The organism is Burkholderia sp. AU31652 (assembly GCF_002223155.1).
Lineage (GTDB): Bacteria > Pseudomonadota > Gammaproteobacteria > Burkholderiales > Burkholderiaceae > Burkholderia.
On record NZ_NKFG01000003.1, the window covers coordinates 1,462,979 to 1,485,700 of the forward strand.

Genomic DNA, 22,722 nt, shown 5'->3' on the forward strand with positions numbered 1-22,722 from the left:
GTTCGCGGTGTCGTTCAATGACCGAAGTAGATCGAGCGTTCGGCGATTCGCGTCGCGTGCCGGCTGCCCGACTGCGTCGCGGCGGCGGCATCGCTGCCGTAACCGGACGTCGCTGCGTCGGCCACCGCGGTGTCGTTCGCATGAATGCGCGTCAGTGCGGCCTGCAGATCGTCCGGATAGTGCGGATCGTTCGCGCGGCCCGGCCGATAGCCGGCCTGTTCGAGCTGGACGAGCTCGGCACGCACCTGCGCGCGGGATACGGCGGCTGCATCGGCGAACGCCGGTGCGGCAGCGGATGCGGAAACGGCCACGAGAAGGGCGGCGATCAGTTGGGTTTTCATCATTTACCTCGACAGAAGAGAAATAGAAGGGATTCAGGGTTCACGTATCGACGATGCGTCGCGCTCAATGACCGAAATACACCGAGCGGTCGGCCACGCTGACCGCATGCCGGCGGCCCGATTGCGTTGCCGCCTCGCCGTTGCTGCCGTAGCCGGACGCCTGCTCGTTGCTGGCGACCGAATCGGTGGCATGGATCTGCGTGAGTGCAGCCTGGAGATCATTCGGATAGGTGGCGTCGGTCGCGCGATTCAGCGGGTAGCCGGCCTGTTGCAACTGCGCGAGCTCGGCGCGCACCTGTGCACGCGTCACGGTGGATTCGCTGGAGAACGCCGGTGCGGCAACCGTGGCCGAAACAGCGACGAGAAGGGCGGCGATCAGTCGGGTATTCATCATTCACCTCAAAAGGAAAGAAAGGAAATCGGGCATTCGGCAAGGCGGCGCCAGGCCGCCTGATGCATCGTTCAAGCGATACGGATGTCGACGTCGATGTTGCCGCGCGTCGCCTTCGAATACGGGCAGGTCTGGTGTGCCGCATCGACGATGCGCTGCGCGACGTCGCGATCGAGCCCCGGCACGCTCACGTTCAGCCGGGCCTGCAGGAAGTACGCATTGCCGGCGGTGCCGAGATCCACTTCGGCGTCGACCGCGAGATCGGCCGGCAGCGTCACCTTCGCGGCACGCGCCGCGAGCTGCATCGCGCCGATGAAGCAGGCCGACCAGCCGGCCGCGAACAGCTGCTCCGGGTTGGTGCCGGTGCCGGCGCTGCCCGGCGACGACAACTGGATGTCGAGGCGGCCATCGGAACTGCGCGCCTCGCCGTCACGGCCGCCCGAAGTCGTATGCGTCTTGCCCGTGTACAGCACTTTTTCGATCTTGCTCATCATTTGCTCCGTCAGTTGGGTGGTTTGTTTCAGATGCGATTCGATCGCATGCGATGGAGTTTCGTCGAGACGACCACCCTCGTCAAGCGCATTCGATTAAATCGCATGCGATATTTTGTATTTCAATGTATCTGGAACGTGTACAGCCTTGCGGGAGAAGGCATTCCGGCGATCGATCCCCGATATTCGACGCGCGACGCATCCGGGCAGGGCAGGTGAAAACGCCCCGGGAACGGCTGGCCGCCGCGCAGGGCGGCCGATCGGTCAGGCCGGGTCGATCTCGGCGATCACGACGAGGATCACGGCCGCATCGGCCGGCAACTGGCGCTGGGAGAACGCCGAGCGCGCGTGGCCCGACTTTTCGCCCAGCACGGCGGCGAACAGGTCCGACGCGCCGTCGATCACGGCCGGCTGCCCGAAAAAGCCGTCGGACGAACTCACGTGCCCCTCGACGCGCACGATCTTGCGCAGGCGCTCGAACCCGCCCAGGTGCCGGCGAATCTGCGCGAGCACGTTCAGCGCCGCGAGCCGGGCGGCATGCTTGCCTTCGTCGACGTTCAACTGCTCCCCGACGCGGCCGGTATAGGCAATCTTGCCGTCGACCAGCGGCAGTTGTCCGGAGACGAACAGCAGGTTGCCGGCTTCGCTGGCGGCCGTATAGCTGCCGAGCGGGTTCGGCGGCTCGGGTAACGCGAGGCCGAGGTCGGCCAGTTTCTGTTCGACGGTCATGTCGTGCTCCTTGCAGGAAAGGGGTTCGGCGATCGGTCCGGCCTGTGAGTCACAGTAGCCAGGCGGCCGAAGCCGGTAAATGTCAGCCGCGCAATTGATTCACGACGCGGTGTAACGAATCGCGTCGTGTGCGCCCGCTGGTTTCCGCCACGAGATTCATGCACACTCGGCGTCATCGCGCGCCACGCGCCGCAGACGGCAGGAATCGCCTCATGCAACGACAATTCGACGATCTGCTGCTGGGCAGCATCGAGCTGTTCTGCCTCGCCGCCGAACTCGGCAGCTTCACGCTGGCGGCGAACGCGGCGAGCGTCACGCCGGCCGCGGTCAGCCGGTCGGTCGCGCGGCTCGAGGCGCGTCTCGGCGTGCGGCTGTTCGTGCGCACGACACGCCAGATCCGCCTGACCGATTCCGGCCGCCGCTACTTCGAGCAATGTCGCGACGCGCTGTCGCAACTGGTCGACGCGGAGCGCGAGGCGACCGGCCAGCAGGCAACGCCCGCCGGCGTGCTGCGGATCAGCATGCCGACACCGTACGGGCACTATCGCGTGCTGCCGCTGCTGCCAGCGTTTCGCGAGCGCTATCCGGACGTGCGCGTCGACACCCACCTGAGCAACCGCAACATCGACTTCGCCGAGGAAGGCTACGACCTCGCGATCCGCGGCCGCGCGCCGGCCGATTCGAACCTGATCGCACGCAAGCTGGAGGATGCCGAACTCGTGATCGTCGCGGCGCCCGGCTACCTGAAGCGCGCGGGCATGCCGACCGCCGTCGACGACCTGCATGCACACGAATGCATCCAGTTCGAGCTGCCGAGCAGCGGGCGGACGATTCCGTGGCTGTTCATCGATGGATCGGAGGGGATCGACGTCACGACGACCGGCAGTTATGGCACGTCGGGGGACTATCTCGCCGGTGTGACGCTCGCGCGCAGCGGCGCGGGCCTGTTCCAGACCTATCGCTTCGTCGTCGAGCAGGATCTGCGGGCCGGCACGCTCGTGGAAGTGCTGCCCGGCCTCGGCGGGCGGTCGCTGCCGTTCATGCTGCTGTATCCGCATGCGCGCTTTTTGTCGTCGCGCGTACGCGTGTTCGTCGACTTTCTCGTCGAGCATCTGGCGCGCGCGCCGGCCGGGCAGCCGGCCGAGAAACGCGCCAAACGAGCCGGCGCATCGCGTTAGGCGCGCCGGCTCGCGGTGTCGACGCCGCGTCTCAATGCCCGGCGCTCTGGCCGCCGTCGACATGCAGGATCTCGCCCGTGACGAACGGCGCCGAATCCAGGTACAGGATTGCGTCGACGATGTCGCTCATTTCGCCCATGCGGCCGACCGGATGCAGCGACGCGAGCGTCGCGTGCGTTTCGGGCGCGTGCATCGGCGACTTGATGATCCCGGGCGATACCGCATTCACGCGAATGCCGGCCTTCGCATACTCGATCGCGAGCGACTTCGTCGCCGCATTCAATCCGCCTTTCGTCAGCGACGCAAGCACCGACGGCACGTTGCTGTTCGCGTGATCGACCAGGCTCGTCGTGATGCTGACCACGTGGCCGCCGCCGTGTTTCTGCATCGCGGCGATCGCATGCTGCGTGACGTGGAAGAAGCCGCTCAGGTTGACGTTCGTGATCTGCGCGTAGTCGTCCGCGGTGTACTGCGTGAACGGCTTCGCGATGAAGATGCCCGCGTTGTTGACGAGCGTGTCGACGCGGCCGAAGCGTTCGATCGCGGCGTCGACCACGCGCCGTGCGACGGCCGCGTCGCCGATGTCGCCCGCGACGGTGACGAGGTCCGGATCGTTCGACGGCCCGATCGAACGTGACGTTGCGACGACGCGATGGCCGCGGGCCCGGAATGCGTCGACCGTTGCCGCGCCGATGCCTTGCGATGCACCGGTGACGATGATGACTCTGGATGCGCTCATGATTTGCCTCGATAAGTGAAGGGTTCTCGGCTTCGGTGCCGACCGGATCCGTGAATCCGATGGGCGAACTGTAGGCGCGCCGGTTGCGATCTCGAACACCCACCGTGGAGCAACAGTCTTGCGTCGGGGGAACAAATGCGGGGAGGGGGCAGCCAGGGTGGCTCACTCGGACGAACCAAGGTCGGGCATTGCCCTGGCGTCGCCCGACCGATGTACGAGCTCGGCCGCTTTACTGGGAGACCGGCCGAAATGCCGGCGATATTCTCAACTTAACTGCGGAGGATCCGGATCGTTGACTAGACCGGAAACCACGGGATCGAACGCGCCCTCTGGTTGATCAGGCCGCATTTCGCGACTGTCAACATACGCATGGTCGAGCAACCTTGCTCCGCCCACCTTGAACGCGATCCCGCCAACTCAGTGTCGGTGACCATCCGCTAAAAACCGCATGGATTCCGGCGATTCCAGTTTCCGACCCGCCCACTCGGCGGCGGCTGACCGGTGTGCGGCTCCTTCGCGTACATTGCCTGGATGGTCGGGCAATGCGCGTTCACGTATGCGTCGATCCCTTTAAGGTCGGCTGCGCTGACATCGAGGCCGCCGTGTGCCACACAATAGTCATGCTGTTCTTCTGCGACACACAGGTCGTGATTCCACACTGCCCGCTTGAACCGCATTCCCTGCTTCTGATCTTGCTCGATCTTGACCTCTTGCGCACATGGCGAACCCCGCTCAAACCAGAAGGTGAGCCATGTACCGAAATCGTCGTTGGTTAGCCCCTGTGTCCCGAAAAACTTGACTGCGAACGGTGCGCCAATGCTGCCGCCAGTCTGATGAGCGGTGGGCAGTGCATGAACGACATCGGCCTCCGTGATGCAGGCGAACCGGCTCAGGGACGCGAATTTCAGCATGGCACGCGTCGTGTCCTGCGGTGGATGGTCGACGGCATATTCGAATGCTGGCGGAAGCGCCGCATTTACGGTCGACTCGTTCGATAGCCACGTGAATTGGGTGGGTTGATACCAATTTGGCGTATCCGCGATGACGGTCGTGCGATTGATCCTTCTGGCGTTGCAGTCGCCATGACAGTTCGGTGCTAACGGGGCACTACCGATGGTGTCCGCCTGGTAGCGCAGATCGAGCCGGTGCATCGTCGCATCAACGTCAAACATCTCTCCTGAATTCGCAACATCGGCCAACCGCTTCACGAAAGCGTCGATCAAGGCTGTCCGGTCGCGGTCCGCGCCGGGTGCTGGCGGCATTGCTTTCGTGGCCACTTGCGGAGCGTGGCTACAGGCCGCAAGCAGCGCTGTCACGATGATCAAGAGAAAAAATCGCATAGAGCAGGGCTCCGGTGAATGCGCGGCCCCGATCTTAACGCCGTTGCGCCGCCCGTGAGCACCGCTCAGTGGCGCCGCTGCCGAATACTTGGGGCAAATCCGGGCAGCGCAGGTCATGCTGAGTCGCCGGAAACAAGGCGAATACGAGAGATTTCACGCCCGACAAGATAACTTTTCTTATCACAATAGCGTCATTTCATTTCAAAACTGACCAGTCGGCAAACGCGTCAGTCTCGGTAGCCGAGCATGCCGCGGTCAGCATCGCCCGCCGGATACTTTGCGAGGCGGCAGGCGAGCGGGGCACCTGTCCGCGACCGGCAGACAGCGCTCCACGAAAAGCGCCCCGAAAGCCGGATCGCTATCCGGCCTTTGGGGCGCAGTTCATCGAGTCGCGTTTCGAGGGTTTCGACTGGCAGGATCGGACCAGCCGGCAACCTCCGCCGGCAGTTCCCTCACGATTGCGGCAGCCGGCAGCCGACACCCGATCCGCCTGCCCGACACCTCACGACGAATCGCGAGCGGGTTGGCTTCAGGACGTTTGCGCGGTGGACGTCAGGAAGATCTCCCTCATGCAGACGTGCTGCGGCTGCGCATAGGCGAAGCACACCGCGCGTGCGACGTCGTCGGGATGCAGCACCGAAGCCAGCGAACTCATCCACTCGCGAAACATCGTCTTGGCGGACTCCGACGTGGTGGCGTCGAGCAGGGGCGTGTCAACCACGCCCGGCGCGATGGTCGACACGCGGATATTGTGCTGGCCGAGATCGGCGCCCAGCGCGGCCGACATGCCGTGCACCGCGAATTTCGATGCGCAATACGCCGAATGAAATGGAAAGGCCTGGCGGCCGGTGATCGAGCTGACGTTGAAAATGCTGCCGCGCCGCCGCTCGATCATGCCGGGCAGCACGCTCTGAATCGCGTTCATCGTCCCGACGACGTTCACGTCCAGCATGGTCCGCAGTTCGTCGGCCGATTGTTCGAGCGGCTCGCCGAGCAGCATCGTTCCCGCGCTGTTCACGAGGCAGTCGACACCGCCGAACTGCGCCTGCGCGGCCTGCACCGCGGCCCGCACCGCACATTCGTCGGTCACGTCCGCCGCAACGCATGCGGCGTTGGGCAAATCGAGCGCCTGCAGCTCCGCCAACCGCCGCGACACCAGCAGCAGCGGATGCCCGAGCGCCGCGAACGCACGCGCGACCGCCGCGCCAATGCCGGAGCTCGCGCCCGTCACCATCACCAGCGGCAAAGTCGTCACGACGCGCCTCCCGTGCGGACCCCGCGGTCGCGCTTGCGCTGCGCGCGTTGCTGCACGTCGGCATACATCGCCTTGACCGCATTCGCCGTGAAGAACGCCATGTGCTCGTCAAAACGTCCCGGATGGACGATCGAGAACGGGGCGGGCGGCCGTTTGCCGAGCGTCGCCTCGTAAAGCGGGCCGATCGGATCGTTCATGTGCGAGTTGCGGAAGTTGTGCGCGGTCTGGGCCGCGTTTTCGGCGCCCGAAATCGAGGCGGTCGGCGTGTTGTCTTCCGGACTCACACCGATCTGCGTCTTGACGAACTGGATGTGCTCGTCACGCCATGTCCGCACGTACTGGTACACGTAGACCGTCTGGCGAATCATCGCGGCGAGCGCCGGTTGCGTGTTCAGGCGCAGCACCTGTTGCGCCTGCTCGAGCACGGCGTCGTCGTCGCGCGCGGCAGTGTCGTTGAATGCCATCAGCCGCAGGCGGAGCGAACGGACCAGCAGCGGGTAGATCGTCAGGAACAGCCCCTTGCGCAGATTGTGCGAGTGAGACCCGCTCGTGATGCCAAGCGCCGGCCGGATCGCGAAGTAAGCCTTCGGACTCAGCGTCCGCACGATCGGCTTGATGTTGTCGGTGACGATCTGCAGCAACTTGTTGCACAGCGCCAGCGACGTCGCCTCATGCTCGAACGACTCGTTCGCTTCGTTCACGAGCGCCAGGATCGAATCCGCGATCACGTCGTTGACGAGGCCCACGAGGACTTCGCTGATCTGGTGGTACGCACGGAACTGCATCAGGTACGTCGGATCCTTGAGGTCGACGCAGGTGACCGCATCGCGCACCTCGTCGTTCTGCACGACCCGCTGATAGAACTGCTCGGCGCTCTCGCCCTCGAGACGAAACACGCCCGGCACGCGAACGTGGCGCAGCACGGCCAGCCAGATCGTTTCGTAATTGGTATTGACGAAGGTGTGAAAGAACGTGAAGCGCTGCGGATCGTCGAGGTCCTTCTCCGAAACGTCACCGACCGCTTCCGGCGCCGATTTCAGCGCTTCGTACATCGCTTCGGTTTTTTTCGCGGCAGCCTGATAGGTGGACGAATCCTCGATCGAAAGAAAGTCCCCGCCATTGCGCCCGAGATCCGTTTGCACCAGCAACTGCGAAAAGCGGTACAGGGAATCGTTGAAATGATTCATCCACGAAATCTTGACCGACACGTCGCCGAAGCGGGAATGGCTGACGTCGTCGATGATCCGGTCGGCGAGGACGGAAATGTTATTCAGGCAGATTTCCGTCCCTCTGAAGATGGCGACAATACATTTTGCATCGATTTGCTGCTTTTCGCAGTTTATGAGTCGATCCAGGTATTTCACGCCATGCAGAAGTTCGTAGTTCGCAAGCACCGCGGTGCTGTCGATCTCCGCATGCGTCGAGAACGCCTCGCGACGGCGCGAGATTTCGTCGAGGTCCAGTGATTTGGCGAGAAGCTTCTCCGTCGCGTGTTCCGCGGTGACGGGGAGATTGCTTTTGCTGCGCAGGAACGACGCGATTTCTTGCCGAATCGACCGGGCCGATTCGCTCTCAGGTGCTTTCACTTCCATTTAAAACCTCTCGATGGTCCGATGTTGATTTAATTGATTTTCAAGACGTATCAGGGTGGAGCGGGGGAGGATTGTATCGACTATTTTCTCGAAATGATCGCTGTCAGAACAGACAGCTTTATTCACGCCGATGACACCTGATGTTTGTGTCAGGGATATCTGTCAGATATTGCAGGTTCACGACAACGGATTTTGATTGTCTAATCACATTCCGCAACAGTGATTTGATATTTAATATATTTTTAGCATGTTCAAAGAAACGTGCGGTTTGCAAATCGGGTAAATACAGAATGATGCGGACGGACGATATCGCCCCGCGCCTGCGGGCCAGCATGGCCCAGGTTCTCGGAGCGCCGCTCCATTACGGTTTTCTCGCGGCGTTGTGCCGCGCCGGGGTGCGGGGCATCGATGGCGGCAACGACACGACCATCACGATCCGCAGACGCTCGGCCGTCGGCGCTGCGCCCCCGGCGATCACGATCGGATCGCCCGAGATCGCCGGGGCTTTCCGCACGCTGGTTCGACGGGTCGCCGATCGTCTCGACGCGGCGGGGGGCGCGGACGCCGGCGCCGCCATCGATCAATGGGAGCTCGAGGTCCGCGGCGGCGCGCACGGCCCCATCCTGCTGCGGCCGCACGACCCGACGCACGCGAACACATGGCAGGTGAGCGTTGCCGGCGCGCCGGCGCTCGCGGCCGCCATCGGCGACAGGTGGCGTCACACCGCAGCCGAGCTCGCCGATCAGTTGGCCGTCGATCCGATCGTCGACGTCACCCGCGTGCTCGCCGGACGCCCGGCGCGCGACGCAAGCGATGCCGTGCTGACCCTGATTCACGGCGCCGACGGCAGCGTCGTGCCGTTCGCGCCGCTGGCCGCGCGGCTGCCGTTCATCGTCAGGGCGTTTCGCGGGGTGCCGGCGCAACTCGCGCAGGCCACCGACCTGAAGGACCTCGCGCACCGCTATGTCGATGCACTGTGCGAGATCGATGACCGGCCTTTCCACTGGATCGGCGGTCACTCGTTCGGTGCGGTGGTGGCGCGCGAAATGGCCGCGCTGCTCGAGCAGCGCGGCAAGCGCCTGGGCGTCGTGGTCAGTCTCGATCCGTCGCTGGCCCTGGCGGCCCGCGAGCGTGTGAGCGACGACCGCACGGAGCGCGTCACGCTGCTCAAGGCGATGTTTCCGCCGGCGGAAGCCGATCGCGTCCTCGCCGAATCGCCCAGCGACAGCGAAATCGACGCCTGCCTGCGTCGGCGCATGCCCGCCGCCCGCCTGCGCGAGGTGCTCGACATGCGCCGCACGTGCCTGGCATTGCTGAAGTCCCACCGCACCGCCGCGGCCCCGGCCGCGCGCGTGGCCTGCCTGCACGCGCGCGAGCCGCTGCTGCCCGACTGGCATGCGCACGCGCTGCAGCATCGCGTGCAGGGCATCGAAGTACCCGGCAATCACTTTTCAATGCTCTCGGAGCCGCACGTCGCCTGTGTCGCTTCGATCGTTCAATCCCTTCGTCCTGAATCCTGCGATGACTGAACCTGTCTATTCACCCCACATCCCGCATCTGGCCTTCGAGCAGCGCGCCGCAGCGGCACCCGATCGAATCGCGGCCCTCTCGGAGCGCGAAAGCGTGACCTACGGTGAGATGAACGCGCGCGCGAACCGGCTGGCGCGTTTCCTGCGCGATGAAGTCGGCATCCGCGCCGGCGAGGCCGTCGGCGTGTGCACGGATCACGATCCTGTCAGGCTCGTCGCGTTACTGGCCATCCTGAAGTGCGGGGCCGTCTACGTGCCGGTCGACGCCGCGTGCCCCGAGGACCGGATGCGTCACATGGTCCAGCGCGCGCGCATCGCGTTCGTGCTGACGGCCCTGGAAGGTCGTGCGATGACGCAGCTCGGCGACGTGCCGCAAAGCGACGTCTATGCGGCGTTGAATCGGGCGAGCCAGTTGTCGTCCGACAATCTCGGGCTGGGTGCCGAACTGCACGATCCGCTCTACATCATCTTCACGTCCGGTTCCACCGGGCTGCCGAAGGGCGTTGCCGTCTCGCATGCCGCGGCGTGGAATCACTTCAGCTGGATCATCGACTACCTCGGTTTCCGCGAGGACGATCGCTGGCTGCAAAGCATCAACCCGTGTTTCGACCCCTCCATGCACGAGCTGCTCGCGCCGCTGACAATCGGCGCGACGGTGTGCTTTCTCGGCGGCACGCACCGGATCGACAGCGTCGAGATCGTGGCCGCGATCCGGCGGCATGCGGCCACGCACATCACCACCGTGCCGACGATGTTCAATCTCATCACGCAAACGCCGGGCTTCGATCAATGCACGAGCCTGAAGGCGATCTGCGTCGGCGGCGAGGTCTTCCGTCCGTCGCTCGCGGAGCGCGCCCGGCGCCTGTTGCCCAACACGGTCGTCCACAACGTGTACGGGCCGACGGAGGCGACGATCATGGCGAGCGCATGGCCGTTTGACGACGCGCCGCGGGATTCGCTGCCGATCGGTGCACCGGTTTCGCACACGCGCTTCTACCTGCGTCGAACCGCGGCGGACGGCGTGACCGACACGATCGTGCCCACGACGCCGGGGGAGGAGGGCGAGCTCTGCATCAGCGGCGCGGCGCTGGCCAACGGCTACGTGAACGACGCCGCGGAAACGGCGCGGCGCTTCATCGCGAATCCGCTGTTCGAGACCGGTGACCTGCCGGTGTACTCGCGCATCTACCTGACGGGCGACATCTGCCGGGTCGATGCAGACGGCCTCGTCCACTGCGTGGGGCGCGTGGACGACCAGGTGAAGATCAACGGCCAGCGCGTCGAACTGGCGGAGATCGAATCCGCGGTGCTGCGCTCGCCGCTGGTTCGCGATGCCACCGCGCTCGTCGTCGGCGACCGGCTGACCGCCATTGTGGTTCTGGCCGACGGCCACGACACCGCGTGGATGCGAACACTGAGCGAAACCGCTGCCCACGCGCTGCCGGCCGCCTGGCTGCCGAAGGACTGGGTCGCGGTCGCGGAGATCCCGCGCCAGGCGACGAGCGGCAAGGCGGACCGGCGCGCGCTCGTCGACCTCTGCCGCCAGGCCAGCGAGCGCACCCGGGCGGATGACGTGCCGGCCAACGACGTCGAGTCCGAAATCGGCCGCGCGCTGGCCCAGCTGATCGGCCTGGGCAGCGATGCGTTGATCGACCGGGACGAACCGTTCGCGGATATCGGGCTCGATTCGCTGGGCGTACAGGCGCTGTCGCTGCGGCTCAGCGCCACCTTCGGGGTGTCCCTCCGTGCCGAAGACATGTTCGAGTACTACACGATCGACCTTCTTTCGCGGGAAATCCACTCGCGGCTTGCAACGGCATGAGAACGACACCGGACGCCGCGCGCAATGGCGCGCGCGGCACCGGGTCTTCCAGACGGAGAATTCATTTGGATACCGATGTACTGATCGCCGGTGGCGGTCTGGCTGGCCTGTATGCCGCCCATGAACTGAAGAAGCGTCACCCCGGACTGCGGGTTCGCCTGGTCGAGATGCTGTCTCGCATCGGCGGCCGGGTGCAGACCGACGAGATGCTCGCCGGCGCATTCCGTGCGGAATACGGCGCCGTGCGAATCGAGCCCGATCTTCAGCCGCTCGTCGACGCCTTCGTGCAGGCGCTGGGCGTCCCCGTGCAACCCATTTCGTCGCACGAGGCAGGTTCGTCGATCCGTCCGTGTGCGGCGAAGCTGACCGAGGACGAGCGCGCGCTGCTGGCGGATCCGCGCGCGCACGATCCGCCCTGGGCGCTGCTGATGCATGCGGTGCGCGTGATCGTCGCGGACCAGTGGGACCTCGACGGCGACCGCTTCGACCGGCCCGGCCGGGCCGAGGCACTGGCGAGATTCCGGACGGACGCCCGGTTCGGGGGCGTGCCGCTTTACCAGCAGGGTATCTGGAACGTGCTGTCGAACGTACTGAGCCATGAAGCGGTCGAGTTCACGCGCGAGAAGGGGGCGTTCTACAACTTCAAGAACGCGAATCCGAATGCCGCGGAATGGATCGCGACGCTGCTCGACCTGCGCCTGCTCGAGCGTCCGTCCTACCTGCCGGTCGGCGGCATGCAGACGCTGATCGACTACGCGGGGCGCGCGGTGCGCGCACTGGGCGTCGACGTGGTCGTGGATCACGCGCTCGTCGACTTGTCGGAGCAGCCCGACGGCGCCATCGCCGCGACGATCGAAGACGTGTCGACTGCGGAGCGGCGCCGCGTCGTCGTCCGGTGCGGGCGCGTCGTGCTCGCGCTGCCGCAGCGCCCGCTCCGGGCGCTTGCCCGCTGCCTGCCGCCGGCCGTGACCGCCAGCCTCGATGCCGTCGTCCCGTTCCCGATCACGTGGGCATGCTGCGTGGTCGAGGACCCGTGGTGGAACGCCGACACGCCGCCAGGCAGCGGCGAAGGCGCGATGGTCCGGGCCGCTCATTTCGAGGTCCACCCCAGCCAGCCGGAACGGTACGGCATGGCGATGTTCTACAGCGATGAACCGTGGCATCAGTACTGGGCCAACCTGATCGACACGGAAGAAGGCCGCCGCGGCTGGCAGTCGGCCCCGTACCGCAACCGGGGCGAGCGCCTGAAGGCGGCGCTCGTCCGGACGCTGCAGCAGACGTTCTCGCGCGACGACACGCCGCGCATCCTCGAATGGGGCATCCGCGACTGGAGCATGGCGCCGTTCGGCGCCGGCGTGCACTTCTGGCGTCCCGGCTACCGCTCGGCGGACGTGATTCGGCAACTGGCCGCCTTCGGCATCGGCGCCGATCCGGCCAACCGGCGCGTGCATATCTGCGGCGAGGCCTATTCGGACCTGCAGGGCTTCTTCGAAGGCGCCTGCCGTTCGGTGCAATGCATGCTGCAACAGATCGACGCGCAGAACGGAACGGAAAAACACAACGCAACGACGGAGTCGAGCAATGAAGCAGCGTGAACGGGTACCGGAGGAAATCTCCATTGTCGGCATGGCGTGCGAGTTGCCCGGAACTGCCCATTCGCTCGATGCTTTCCGTGCCGTGGTGCTGGACGGGCGGGAAGCGACCGGGCCGATGCCGGCCGGCCGTTTCGGCGCGGACGGCGCCGCGACGCCGCCGCAAGCGCTGCACGGAGGCTTCCTTGCCCGCTCGCCGTGGGCATTCGATCCGGCGGTGTTCTCGATCGCGCCGAAAGAGGCCATCTACATGGATCCGCAGCATCGGTTGCTGCTGGAAACGAGCTATCACGCCATCGAGGACGCGGGCATCGACCCGTCGTCGCTGAGGAAGCAGCGCTGGGGCGTGTTCGTCGGCCTGAGTACGCTCGACTATGCACGCCGGATGGCGAGCAGCGACGACTACAACGGCTTCCTGAGCCGCGGCGCGCTGGGCAGCATGGCCGCGGGGCGGATCGCCTATCATCTCGGCCTCGAAGGCCCGGCATTCGTCGTCGATACCGCCTGCTCGTCGTCGCTGGTGGCGGTTCACCAGGCACTCGGCGCGCTGGCCGCGGGCGAATGCGACGCGGCGATCGTGGCCGGCGCGTCGCTCATGCTGACGCACGATTACAGCGTGGATCTGGCACAGGCCGGCATGCTGGCCGCCGACGGTCGCTGCAAGACCTTCACGCGACACGCCGACGGCTTCGCGCGCGGCGAAGGCATCGGCGCCGTCGTGTTGATGCGCCAATCGGACGCCGTGCGCACCGGCAAGCGGATCTACGCGAACCTGCTCGGCAGCGCCGTGAACAGCGACGGCCGCAGCAACGGCATCACCGCGCCTTCGCAGGCCGCCCAGCGCCGCGTGATCGAAGACGCGCTGTCGAGCGCCGCGCTGACGCCGGCCGACGTCTCCTATGTCGAAACACACGGGACCGGCACCGACCTCGGCGATCGAATCGAGCTGTCGGCGCTCGCCGACGTGTTCGGCAAGCGCATGCATCCGCTGTATCTCGGGGCGGTCAAGGCCAATATCGGCCATTGCGAGGGAAGCGCCGGGATCGCGAGCCTGATCAAGGCGGCTCTGTGCGTGTCCGCGCGGCAACTCGCGCCGCATTGCATGGCCGACGATATCAGCGAGGATCTGCCGCTTGCCCGCTTCCAGGGCGTGATCCCTGCGACTGCCACGCACTGGCTGCCTGGCGATCCGGACGGGCGGCTGATCGCGGGTGTCAGCTCGTTCGGCATGAGCGGCACCAACGCGCACGTCGTGCTGGGCGAGTCGCGCGCCCATCGTGCGGCCACGCCGGCGGCGGAGCGCCGCAGCGGCGCAAGCCTGCTGTTCCTGTCGGCCCGCACGCCGGCGTCGGTTCAGGCGCTGGCTGACGCCTATGCGGATGCGATCGAGGCATCGCCCGATATCGACCTGCACGCGCTGTGCGACGCGGCGCTGGCGAACCGCCAGGTGTGGCCGCATGCGTCGATCGCGGTCGCGGCCGGCAACCCGGCCGAACTGGTCGAACGGTTGCGCGAGCGTTGCGCCGCACCGGCCCCGACGACGCGGCTGCAGCGCATCGCGATGGTCTTCACCGGGCAGGGCAGCCAGTACGCCGGCATGTCTCGCAGCCTGTTCGACGCCAACCGGCGATTCCGCGCGTTGCTCACGGAATTCGCGGATCACGTCGACCGCATCGTCGGCTGGAGCACGCCGTTGCTGCCGCGCATGCTGGCCACCGGGCAGGCTGCGGGCGCGGCGCTGCCGCTCGTGCGCGAACAGCGGACGTCCCAGCTCTCGCTGCTCGTCCTGCAATGCGCACTCGCGCGGTTCTGGCAGGAACTCGGGTGCCGGCCCTACGCCGTGCTCGGGCACAGTGTCGGTGAATATGCGGCGGCGTGGTTCGCCGGCGCATTCGACTTCGACACGGCGGCCCGCCTGGTGCTGGCGCGCGCCGATGCCATGGAGCGGGCGTGTACGGTCAGCCCCGGAAAGATGCTGTCGATCGCTGCGCCGCGGCAGATCGTCGAGGCACTGATCGACGAGGTCAATCACGGCCTGCCGTCGGCCGCGCTGTGGCTGTCGGCGCTGAACGCACCGGAATCGACCGTGATCGCCGGGTCCGAGGCGGCCGTGCTGGCCGCCGCGGAGCATGCCCGGCGGCAAGGCCTGACGACCCTGCCGCTCGACACGCAGGGCGCGTTTCATACGCCGCTGATGCAATCCGCGGCAGACGAATTCGCCGCGCATGCGGCGCGTCTCCTGGCCAGCGGTGTCGCGGTGACGCGACCGTCCGTCCGCTTCGTGAGTTCCGTCGAAGGGTGGGTCGGGTCCGTGCAAATGGACGCGGCACCGGGTTCGCCGGCCTACTGGGCCGAACAGATCGTGCGCCCCGTCGATTTCGCGGCGGCCGCCGCCGGGCTCGTCGGCGACGACGTCGACGCGGTGCTCGAAATCGGGCCGCGTCCGGTGCTCTGCGGCCTCGTCGCGGCCACCGCGCGGGCGGCACGGCGCGGGTTGGCGTGCCTGCCCAGCATCGACCGGCGCGGCGCCGACGACGAAACGTTCCTGCGTGCTGCAGGACGCCTCGCGGAAGGCGGCGCACTGGACATCCGGAAGGCCATGCAGGCATTCGGCGATGCGCGGGCCGCCGAGCCGTTCGTCGAACTGCCGACATATCGTTTCGACCACACGCTGCTGCAACCGGCGTCGTGGCCGCACACCGTCTCCCGCGCGAGCACCCGCGCCGCGCCGCCACAGCCGCTGCGCGATGCGCCGGCCTGGTCGGGCATCGACTTTCGCGCGACCTTGCAGGTCGACCTCGGCACGCCCGCGCTGGACTGGATCAATCAGCACCGGATTCACGGCCGGGCGATCGTACCCGGCGCGTTCTACCTGTCGACAGGTGTCGCGCTCGCGATGCAGGCTATCGCGCAAACGCCCCGACAGGGCCCTGCCGGCGCGATGATTCAGCTCGACGATCTGACGGTCAGCCGGCCGCTCGCCTTCGACGATCCGGCGGCGACGCACGAGGTGGCCTGCCAGGTGACCGGTCCCGCGCACGATGGCCGCTACACGATCGTCTATCGACTGCCGGGCGATGGCGATGCCGAACTGGCGCGCGTGCACGTCGCAGCGGAACACGCGCCGCTGCCGCCGTCGAGCGGCCGGTTCGACGAGCAGCCAGGCGAATGGGCGCGACCGGACGCGTTCTTTGACGAATATGCGCGTCGGGGCGTCCAGTACGGCCCGCTGTTCCAGCGGATCGCCGCCTACCAGCGCGTCAGCGACACCGAGGTACGCTGCCGCATCGCACCGCCGGACGCGCAGCCGGCGCTGCCGCTCAGTCACAGTGCGTTCATCGACACGTGCTTCCAGTCGCTCGGTGTATGCCGAGGCCGTCCGGAAAGCGCCTATGCCCCCGTCGCACTCGAGTCGATCCGGATCGATCCGCACGCGCGCTGGTCGTTGGCGCTGACTTGCCGGGCCGTGCTTCGGGAGTCGAGCGACACGATGCTGGTCGGCGACGTGCTCGTCCAGGACGAATCCGGCCGGGACGTTGCCATACTGCATGGCGTGACCTGCGTGCGCCTGTCGGCAAGCGCCGCCGAGCGCCATGACGTGCACTTCCGGGTCGAATGGGTGCGCGACGGTGTCCCGGCGTTGCCGGCCGGCGCGTCGCTGACCGGCGAAACGTGGCTGTTGCTCGCACCGGCGGATGCACCGGCGCCCGATCGCTGGCACGAGGGCCTTGCCACGCGCGGGGCAGCAAGCCGCTTGCTCGCGTTGCCGGGGGAGTCGCAGCGCGACGGCAAGCCGATCGACGAACCGCAGGCGGACGGTGCGCGAGTACGCACGATCGTCGTCTGGGCGCCTCACGCGTGGCTGTCCGGCGCAGCGTCCTACGGCACGGTCGCCGCTTTCGTTCGCGACGTGCGGCGCAGCATCGAGACGGTGTCGGACCGACAACCGGGACAGCCGCTACAAGTCTGCCTCGTGACGGAGACGGGTCACGCCGCGCCGGACGTGCTGGGCGCGGCGACGATGCAGGCGCTCGCGGTTCATTTGCAGGCCGAACTGCCCGCGCTGGACGCGGCACAGCTCGAATTCGCCGTCGCGGGCGATCGCGTCGTCGACGCGATCCTCGCGGTACGGGACGTCAAGCCGGGCATCACGTCGCGGCGCATCGCGACACCGCTATGGCGTATCGACGACGCGGGGCTGGCGCGCCGCGAAACCGTGGCCGGCCTGCCGGAAGTCGACGGCGACAACGCGCTGCAGCCGCGCAGCGACGGCCGCTACCTCGTGACCGGTGCGTTCGGCGGGGCGGGCAAACATCTCGTCGAACATCTTGTCGACGATTGCGGATGCCGGAACCTCGTGCTGATGCGCCGACGCGCGTTGACGCCGGACGACGAGGATCACCGATGGGTGGCGGGCCTGCGCGAGCGGTCCGGCGCGACGATTCAACTGCTCGTCGCGGATCTGGCCGCCGCCGAGGTCGACGGTGCGTGGCTGACTGCCCATGCCGGCGCGCTGGACGGCATTTTTCACCTGGCCGGCGCGACCGCCGACCGGAACATCCTGGACACCGACGCGGCGCAACTCGACACCGTTCTCGGCGCCAAGTTGCGCGGGGCGTCGGTGCTCCACGACTACGCGTGCGGGCAGCCTTCGATCGGGTTCATCGTGTATTTCTCGTCGCTGGCGTCGCTGGTCGAGTCGCCAGGCCAGATTTCGTATGCGATCGCGAACGCGGGGCTGCAACGGCTGGCCGCGCACGGTGCTTCGCTCGGCCTGCCGGCCATCGTGGTCGACTGGGGGCCGTGGGCGGACACCGGCATGTTGAAGCGGGTGGGGGCGCGTACACCGTCGCGCTCGCTGCGACGGCTGCAACCGCTCGCCCCGCAAGCCGCCTGCGCGGCACTGACCGCCGCGATGGCGCGCATCGGGCACGGCGCGCATCTGGCGATTTATCGCGTCGTCCCGGAAGCGCCCGCACGATCGGGCGACACGCTCGCGACACGCGACGCGGCCGCGATCGGGCCGGCGTCGGCCACGACGACAGCCGACGGCGCGTTCGCGCTGCTGACCGGGCTGATCGCCGCGGAAACGGGCCATGCGCCGCACCAGATTGCCAGGACGTCGACGCTGGACGAACTCGGGCTCGATTCGGTCGGCACGATCCGGATTCGCAGCGAACTGCAGGCGCGGCTCGGGCTGAGCCTGCCCGCGAGCCTGTTCTTCGACAGCGCGACGCTCGCCGATATCCATGACCGGCTGGTGGAGTCGATGAGCCAGGCGACGGCGACGGCTCACGCCGAGGCCGCGCCCGTGAAGGAGGGCGGTGCACCGGCCCGCGTACCGCTTTCGTACAATCAGTTTGCGATCTGGTACGAGCAGATCCGCCACCGCGACAGCCGCGCCTACAACTGCGCAGTCGGCTGGCGCGTGGCCGGCGAGGGGCTCGACCTGGATCGGCTGGCGGCGCGATGGCGCGCGCTGCTTGGCGAACACGAGTTGCTGCGCGCGACGTTCGACGAAGTCGAGCACGAGCCGGGATACGTCATTCATTCGCTTGACGAAACGCTCTCGCGTTGCGCGATCGCGACCGAGGACGCCGCAGCGGGTGTCGACGTCGACGCCCGGATCCAGGCGCTGCTGGCCGCGTCGCCCGACCTCGCGACCGACTTCGCGACCCGCGTGAACGTGCTGCGCGTGTCGCCGCACGAATGGTATCTGGTCGTGACGTCGAATCACCTCGTGATGGATGCCGCGACCATTTTCATCGTGGGCGTCCAGCTTCTTCAGGCGATGTGCGGCACCACGGCACCGCTGGTCGATTCCGATGCACCCTATCGCGACTTCGTGGCCACGCAACGGGCACTCGATGCGACGACCCTGACGGCCGCACGCGCATTCTTCGTCGAGCGGATCATCGACGGCGACGGCGTACCCGTCAGCGTCGACCTGCCGGTGGATCGGGTGCGCACGGAGCAGGGCGCGAAGACCGGCGGCACGGTGCGCGTACCGGTGTCGCGGCGCCTGGCCGACCAGCTCAACGCGATGCCGGGCGGACGACGCGCGGCCGTGCACCTTGCCACGTGGCTGTTGCTGCTCGCGCGATACTCGAACCAGAATCGCGTGATCACGGGCGTCGCGTTCAACGGTCGTTCGGCACAACGCTGGCGCAACACGGTTGGCCATTTCGTCAACGTGCTGCCGCTCGTCAGCGAAGTCGACGAAAACCAGACCGTCACGGCGGCGGTCGACCAGGTCCGGCGTGCGCTATTCGAGTTGGTCGATTACCAGGACGTCCCGCTCGCGCTGTTGATGCGCGACGAACGCCTGCGTTCCGCCAGCCGTTCGGCAGGGCTGTTCCAGACGTATTTCAACTACTTCGATGCCTCCGAGATGGTGGTCGACGTCGGTGCCCGGTGCGACGCGACACCGCTCGACATCACGCAGCAGGAAGCGCAATTCGACCTGAGTGCATGGGTGACGCAACGTCAGCACGATTGGGCGATCGACCTCAAGTACGCCGATGCCGTGTTCGACCGCGCGACGGTCGAACAGATTGCGGAGCATTACGCGACGCTGCTGGTTGCGTTGTCCGACCCCGGTCATGCCGAACGCGAAGTGGGCTCGATCACGATGCTGGCCGCCGACCAACTGCGGTTGCTGGCATCCGGGCGCGGCCCGGTGCCGCGCGACACGCGGGATGTCGATCCGGGCGACACGGCATGCGTGCACGAGCAGTTCGCACGGCGCGCGCACGAGACGCCGGATGCGGTCGCCATCGAATGGGGCGAACGACGGCTGACCTATCGTGAGTTGAACGCGCTGGCCGATACGGTGGCCGATACGCTGCACCGCCAGGGCGTCGGCAGCGAGACGACCGTCGGCATCCTGATGCCGCGTTTCGGGTGCCCGGAATCCATCATCGCGATCCTCGCGATCTGGAAATGCGCTGCCGCGTACGTCGCACTCGACCTGAAGCATCCGGCGGCGCGCACGGGCTACATGATCGACACGGCCCGCTGCGCAATGGTGTTGACGCAACGGCACCGGCTGTCCGACGACGTGCGGCAGGCGCTCGCCGAGCGCGACGCGCTGGGGTTGTGCAACGTCGTGCTTCGCGCGGACCACACCGCGATCGACTGCGACGTCGTGCAAGCCGGCCGCATGCAGCATCACGCTCGACTGGAACCGAACGGCGACTACGCCGATCGCGGCGGCAAGCTCGCTTACGTGCTGTTCACTTCCGGCAGCACCGGCAATCCGAAGGGCGTGCTGGTCGAGCATCTGGGCCTGACCCAGCGCCTGCGCTGGATGGAGCGCCATTTCGGCTTCTCGGCGCGCGACCGGTTCCTGCAAGGGACGGTTCTGACGTTCGATATCTCGGTGCCCGAATTCTGCCTGCCGCTGATGACGGGCGGGGTCGTCGTGCTGATGGACGAAACGGACGGGCCGGCCGGCCACGCCGCCGTGTGCGTGCGCCACGACGTGACCATGATGAGCACCGTGCCGTCGCTGCTGAACCTGCTGCTCGAGCCGCTCACCCGCTGCCCGACGCTGCGCCACGTGATTTCGGTCGGCGAGGCCTTGATGCAGCCGGTGGTGCGCGCGTGGCTCGCGTCGGGCACGACCACGACGCTCAACAACCTGTACGGGCCGACGGAAGTGACGATCTATGCAACGCATCATGCGTGCACCCGGGTGCCCGACGGGCCGGGCGCATCGATCGGCCTCGCGTGCGACGGGGTGCGCTGCTGGGTGCTGGACGCACGCGGCCGCCCGGTGCCGCCCGGCGTGCCCGGCGAGTTGTACCTCGGCGGCAGCGGCGTGGCGCGCGGCTACATCGGCACGCTCAAGGCGCCCGACGCGTTCTCCGCCAATCCGTATCAGGACGGTGCGACGCGCATGTACCGCACCGGCGACATCGTCAAATGGCGGCGCGACGGCGAACTCGACTACATCGGTCGCAACGATTTCCGCGTGAAGCTGCGCGGGCTGCTGGTCGAGCTGGGCGAGATCGAACACGTGCTGATGTCGCACCCGGGCGTCCGTCACGCGAGCGCACTCGTGGTCGATGTCGGCGCCGCCTCGTCAGTCGGACGGCAGATCGTCGGCTGCGTCATTGCGGACGGGTTCGACGAGCCTGCCGTGTTGGCCGGCGCGAAAGCGCGGTTGCCGGATTACATGGTGCCGTGGCGCCTGATGCAGTTCGACGCATTTCCGTCGAACAGCAGCGGCAAGGTCGACCGGAAGGCGCTCACGGAACGCGTGCTGGCCCGGATCGAGCAGGACGCCGATGCACGGCGTCCCGCCGACGCGGCGGAGGCGTTGTCGCCGGAACAGGCGGCCTTGTGCACGCTATGGAAGACGCAGCTCGACCTGGCCTCGATCGGGACCCGCGAGAACTTCTTCCAGCTCGGCGGCGATTCGCTGTCGTTGACGCGCATGGTCCTCGCCGCCGAACGCGAGCTCGCGCTGAAGGTCGATTTCAGCCGCTTCCTGACCAACCCGACGATCGACGGTTTCCTTGCCGCATGTGCGCACCGGCCCGACGGGGCGACGACGACGAACGACGCCGTCAACCGGCAGGAGGATGCGCCGTATGCGGCGGATCTGGCGGCCGCCGCGACGCTGCCGGCATTCACGGGGACGGCGGCGAAGGCAGCGGACGCCTATCTGCTGACCGGCGCGACCGGGCACCTCGGCGCCTGGCTGCTGCGGATGCTGCTCGAGGAAACGCACGCGGACGTCTACGTGCTGGTGCGCGGCAACGACGACGCCGACGCGCGCGCGCGTCTCGACGCACGTTACCGTGCCATGTTCGGCGGCGCGCTGCCCGTCGCGCGTGTCCGGATCTGCCGCGGCGACGCAACCTTGCCGCGGTTCGGCATGGACGACGACAGCCATGCGCAGTTGCTGACCCATGTCACGCAGGTCGTGCATTGCGCGGCGCACGTCAATCACGCGGCCGACTACGCCTTCATGCGCGAGGGCAACGTCGGCGCGAGCCGGCACGTCCTGGCGTTTGCGTCGGCCGCGAAAGTCGCCCACGTGCACTACATTTCGACGCAGTACACGGAGCTCGGATCGCTGCCGGAACAATGGCTCGACCACGCGGCGATCCGCGCGTTGTCGTCGGGTTACGAACGCTCGAAGTTCGTGGCGGAAGCCTGCTTCGCGCAATCGGTACTGCACGGCTATCCCACGTCGATCTATCGGCTGCCGCTGCTGATCGACGACCGCGATCCGAACCTGAAACGGCAGAACCATTTCGTCGCGTTCAGCAATAAGTGCGTGGCGATGGGCGCTTACCCGGATCTTCCCGTTGCGGTGCCGGTCATGCCGACGGAACACGTGGCCCGCTACATCGTCCGTCGCAGCAAGGTCACCATGATGTCGGCCGTGCGCAATGTCCATATCGACGATCTGGATTTTCGCGCGATCGTGGCGCGGCTGCGCAACGGGTCGACGCTGCGCGGGATACCGGCCGCCGAATGGGTGGCCCGCGCTCGCGACGAGACGCCCGAATCCGATCCGTTCTTCAGGATGTTGCCGCTGTACAGCGCGCTCGGCGACGGCGTGGGGTGCGGGCGGCCCGTTGAACATGCCGCGTATCTCGACGAACTCGGCCGGCTGGAAATGCCGGCCGCCGACGACTCGGGCAACTGGCTGCTCGACACGACCGCAGCTTGCCTGGACCGGCTCGCGGCGCTTTGATCCCTTTCCCT

General features: G+C 67.0%; 14 protein-coding genes. 6 read left to right on the plus strand and 8 right to left on the minus strand.

Translation table 11 applies throughout. From position 1 onward, the window contains the following. Nucleotides 1-14 precede the first annotated feature (14 nt). From CFB40_RS09365 to CFB40_RS09380, 4 genes are all read right to left on the minus strand, one after another. Complete coding sequence (locus CFB40_RS09365) at nt 15-344, minus strand: DUF4148 domain-containing protein (RefSeq protein ID WP_089431104.1); 330 nt, start codon at nt 342-344, stop codon at nt 15-17. A 61-nt stretch (nt 345-405) separates the two neighbouring features. Then, a complete protein-coding gene (locus tag CFB40_RS09370) occupies nt 406-732 on the minus strand; it encodes a DUF4148 domain-containing protein (protein ID WP_089431425.1) in 327 nt (108 codons plus the stop codon). 71 nt (nt 733-803) lie between these two features. Further along, nucleotides 804-1,223, minus strand: a complete 420-nt coding sequence (locus CFB40_RS09375) for an organic hydroperoxide resistance protein (protein WP_089431427.1) — start codon at nt 1,221-1,223, stop codon at nt 804-806. A 264-nt stretch (nt 1,224-1,487) separates the two neighbouring features. Next, on the minus strand, nt 1,488-1,952 hold the full coding sequence (locus tag CFB40_RS09380; RefSeq protein WP_089431105.1) for a RidA family protein: 465 nt from the start codon (nt 1,950-1,952) through the stop codon (nt 1,488-1,490). 212 nt (nt 1,953-2,164) lie between these two features. On the opposite strand from CFB40_RS09380, the gene CFB40_RS09385 reads away from it, so the two are divergent. Next, a complete protein-coding gene (locus tag CFB40_RS09385; protein WP_089425468.1) occupies nt 2,165-3,130 on the plus strand; it encodes a LysR family transcriptional regulator in 966 nt (321 codons plus the stop codon). 31 nt (nt 3,131-3,161) lie between these two features. Here the strand turns inward: CFB40_RS09385 and CFB40_RS09390 are convergent, their stop codons facing one another. From CFB40_RS09390 to CFB40_RS09405, 4 genes are all read right to left on the minus strand, one after another. Continuing rightward, the gene (locus CFB40_RS09390) at nt 3,162-3,869 is read right to left on the minus strand and encodes an SDR family NAD(P)-dependent oxidoreductase (RefSeq protein ID WP_089425469.1); all 708 of its coding nucleotides are present in this window, start codon (nt 3,867-3,869) and stop codon (nt 3,162-3,164) included. A 437-nt stretch (nt 3,870-4,306) separates the two neighbouring features. Then, a complete protein-coding gene (locus CFB40_RS09395; protein ID WP_089425470.1) occupies nt 4,307-5,209 on the minus strand; it encodes a hypothetical protein in 903 nt (300 codons plus the stop codon). Between the two features lie 529 nt (nt 5,210-5,738). Further along, nucleotides 5,739-6,464 (minus strand): SDR family oxidoreductase, encoded by a 726-nt coding sequence (locus tag CFB40_RS09400; RefSeq protein ID WP_217481523.1) that lies wholly within the window; start codon nt 6,462-6,464, stop codon nt 5,739-5,741. Beyond that, a complete protein-coding gene (locus tag CFB40_RS09405) occupies nt 6,461-7,651 on the minus strand; it encodes a hypothetical protein (RefSeq protein WP_143329832.1) in 1,191 nt (396 codons plus the stop codon). Before CFB40_RS09405 ends, CFB40_RS09400 begins: the two co-directional genes overlap by 4 nt. A 36-nt stretch (nt 7,652-7,687) precedes the next feature. On the opposite strand from CFB40_RS09405, the gene CFB40_RS37870 reads away from it, so the two are divergent. From CFB40_RS37870 to CFB40_RS09425, 5 genes are all read left to right on the plus strand, one after another. Continuing rightward, entirely contained in the window at nt 7,688-7,930 is a 243-nt protein-coding gene (locus CFB40_RS37870; RefSeq protein ID WP_143329833.1) for a hypothetical protein, read from the plus strand. A gap of 458 nt (nt 7,931-8,388) precedes the next feature. Continuing rightward, entirely contained in the window at nt 8,389-9,585 is a 1,197-nt protein-coding gene (locus CFB40_RS39035) for a thioesterase domain-containing protein (protein ID WP_256976612.1), read from the plus strand. Beyond that, on the plus strand, nt 9,578-11,407 hold the full coding sequence (locus CFB40_RS09415; RefSeq protein ID WP_256976653.1) for an amino acid adenylation domain-containing protein: 1,830 nt from the start codon (nt 9,578-9,580) through the stop codon (nt 11,405-11,407). Before CFB40_RS39035 ends, CFB40_RS09415 begins: the two co-directional genes overlap by 8 nt. A 65-nt stretch (nt 11,408-11,472) precedes the next feature. Beyond that, nucleotides 11,473-13,002, plus strand: coding sequence for a flavin monoamine oxidase family protein (locus tag CFB40_RS09420; protein WP_179255264.1), 1,530 nt, complete (start codon nt 11,473-11,475; stop codon nt 13,000-13,002). Beyond that, entirely contained in the window at nt 12,989-22,711 is a 9,723-nt protein-coding gene (locus CFB40_RS09425; RefSeq protein WP_089431109.1) for a hybrid non-ribosomal peptide synthetase/type I polyketide synthase, read from the plus strand. Before CFB40_RS09420 ends, CFB40_RS09425 begins: the two co-directional genes overlap by 14 nt. The last annotated feature ends 11 nt before the right edge of the window (nt 22,712-22,722 follow it).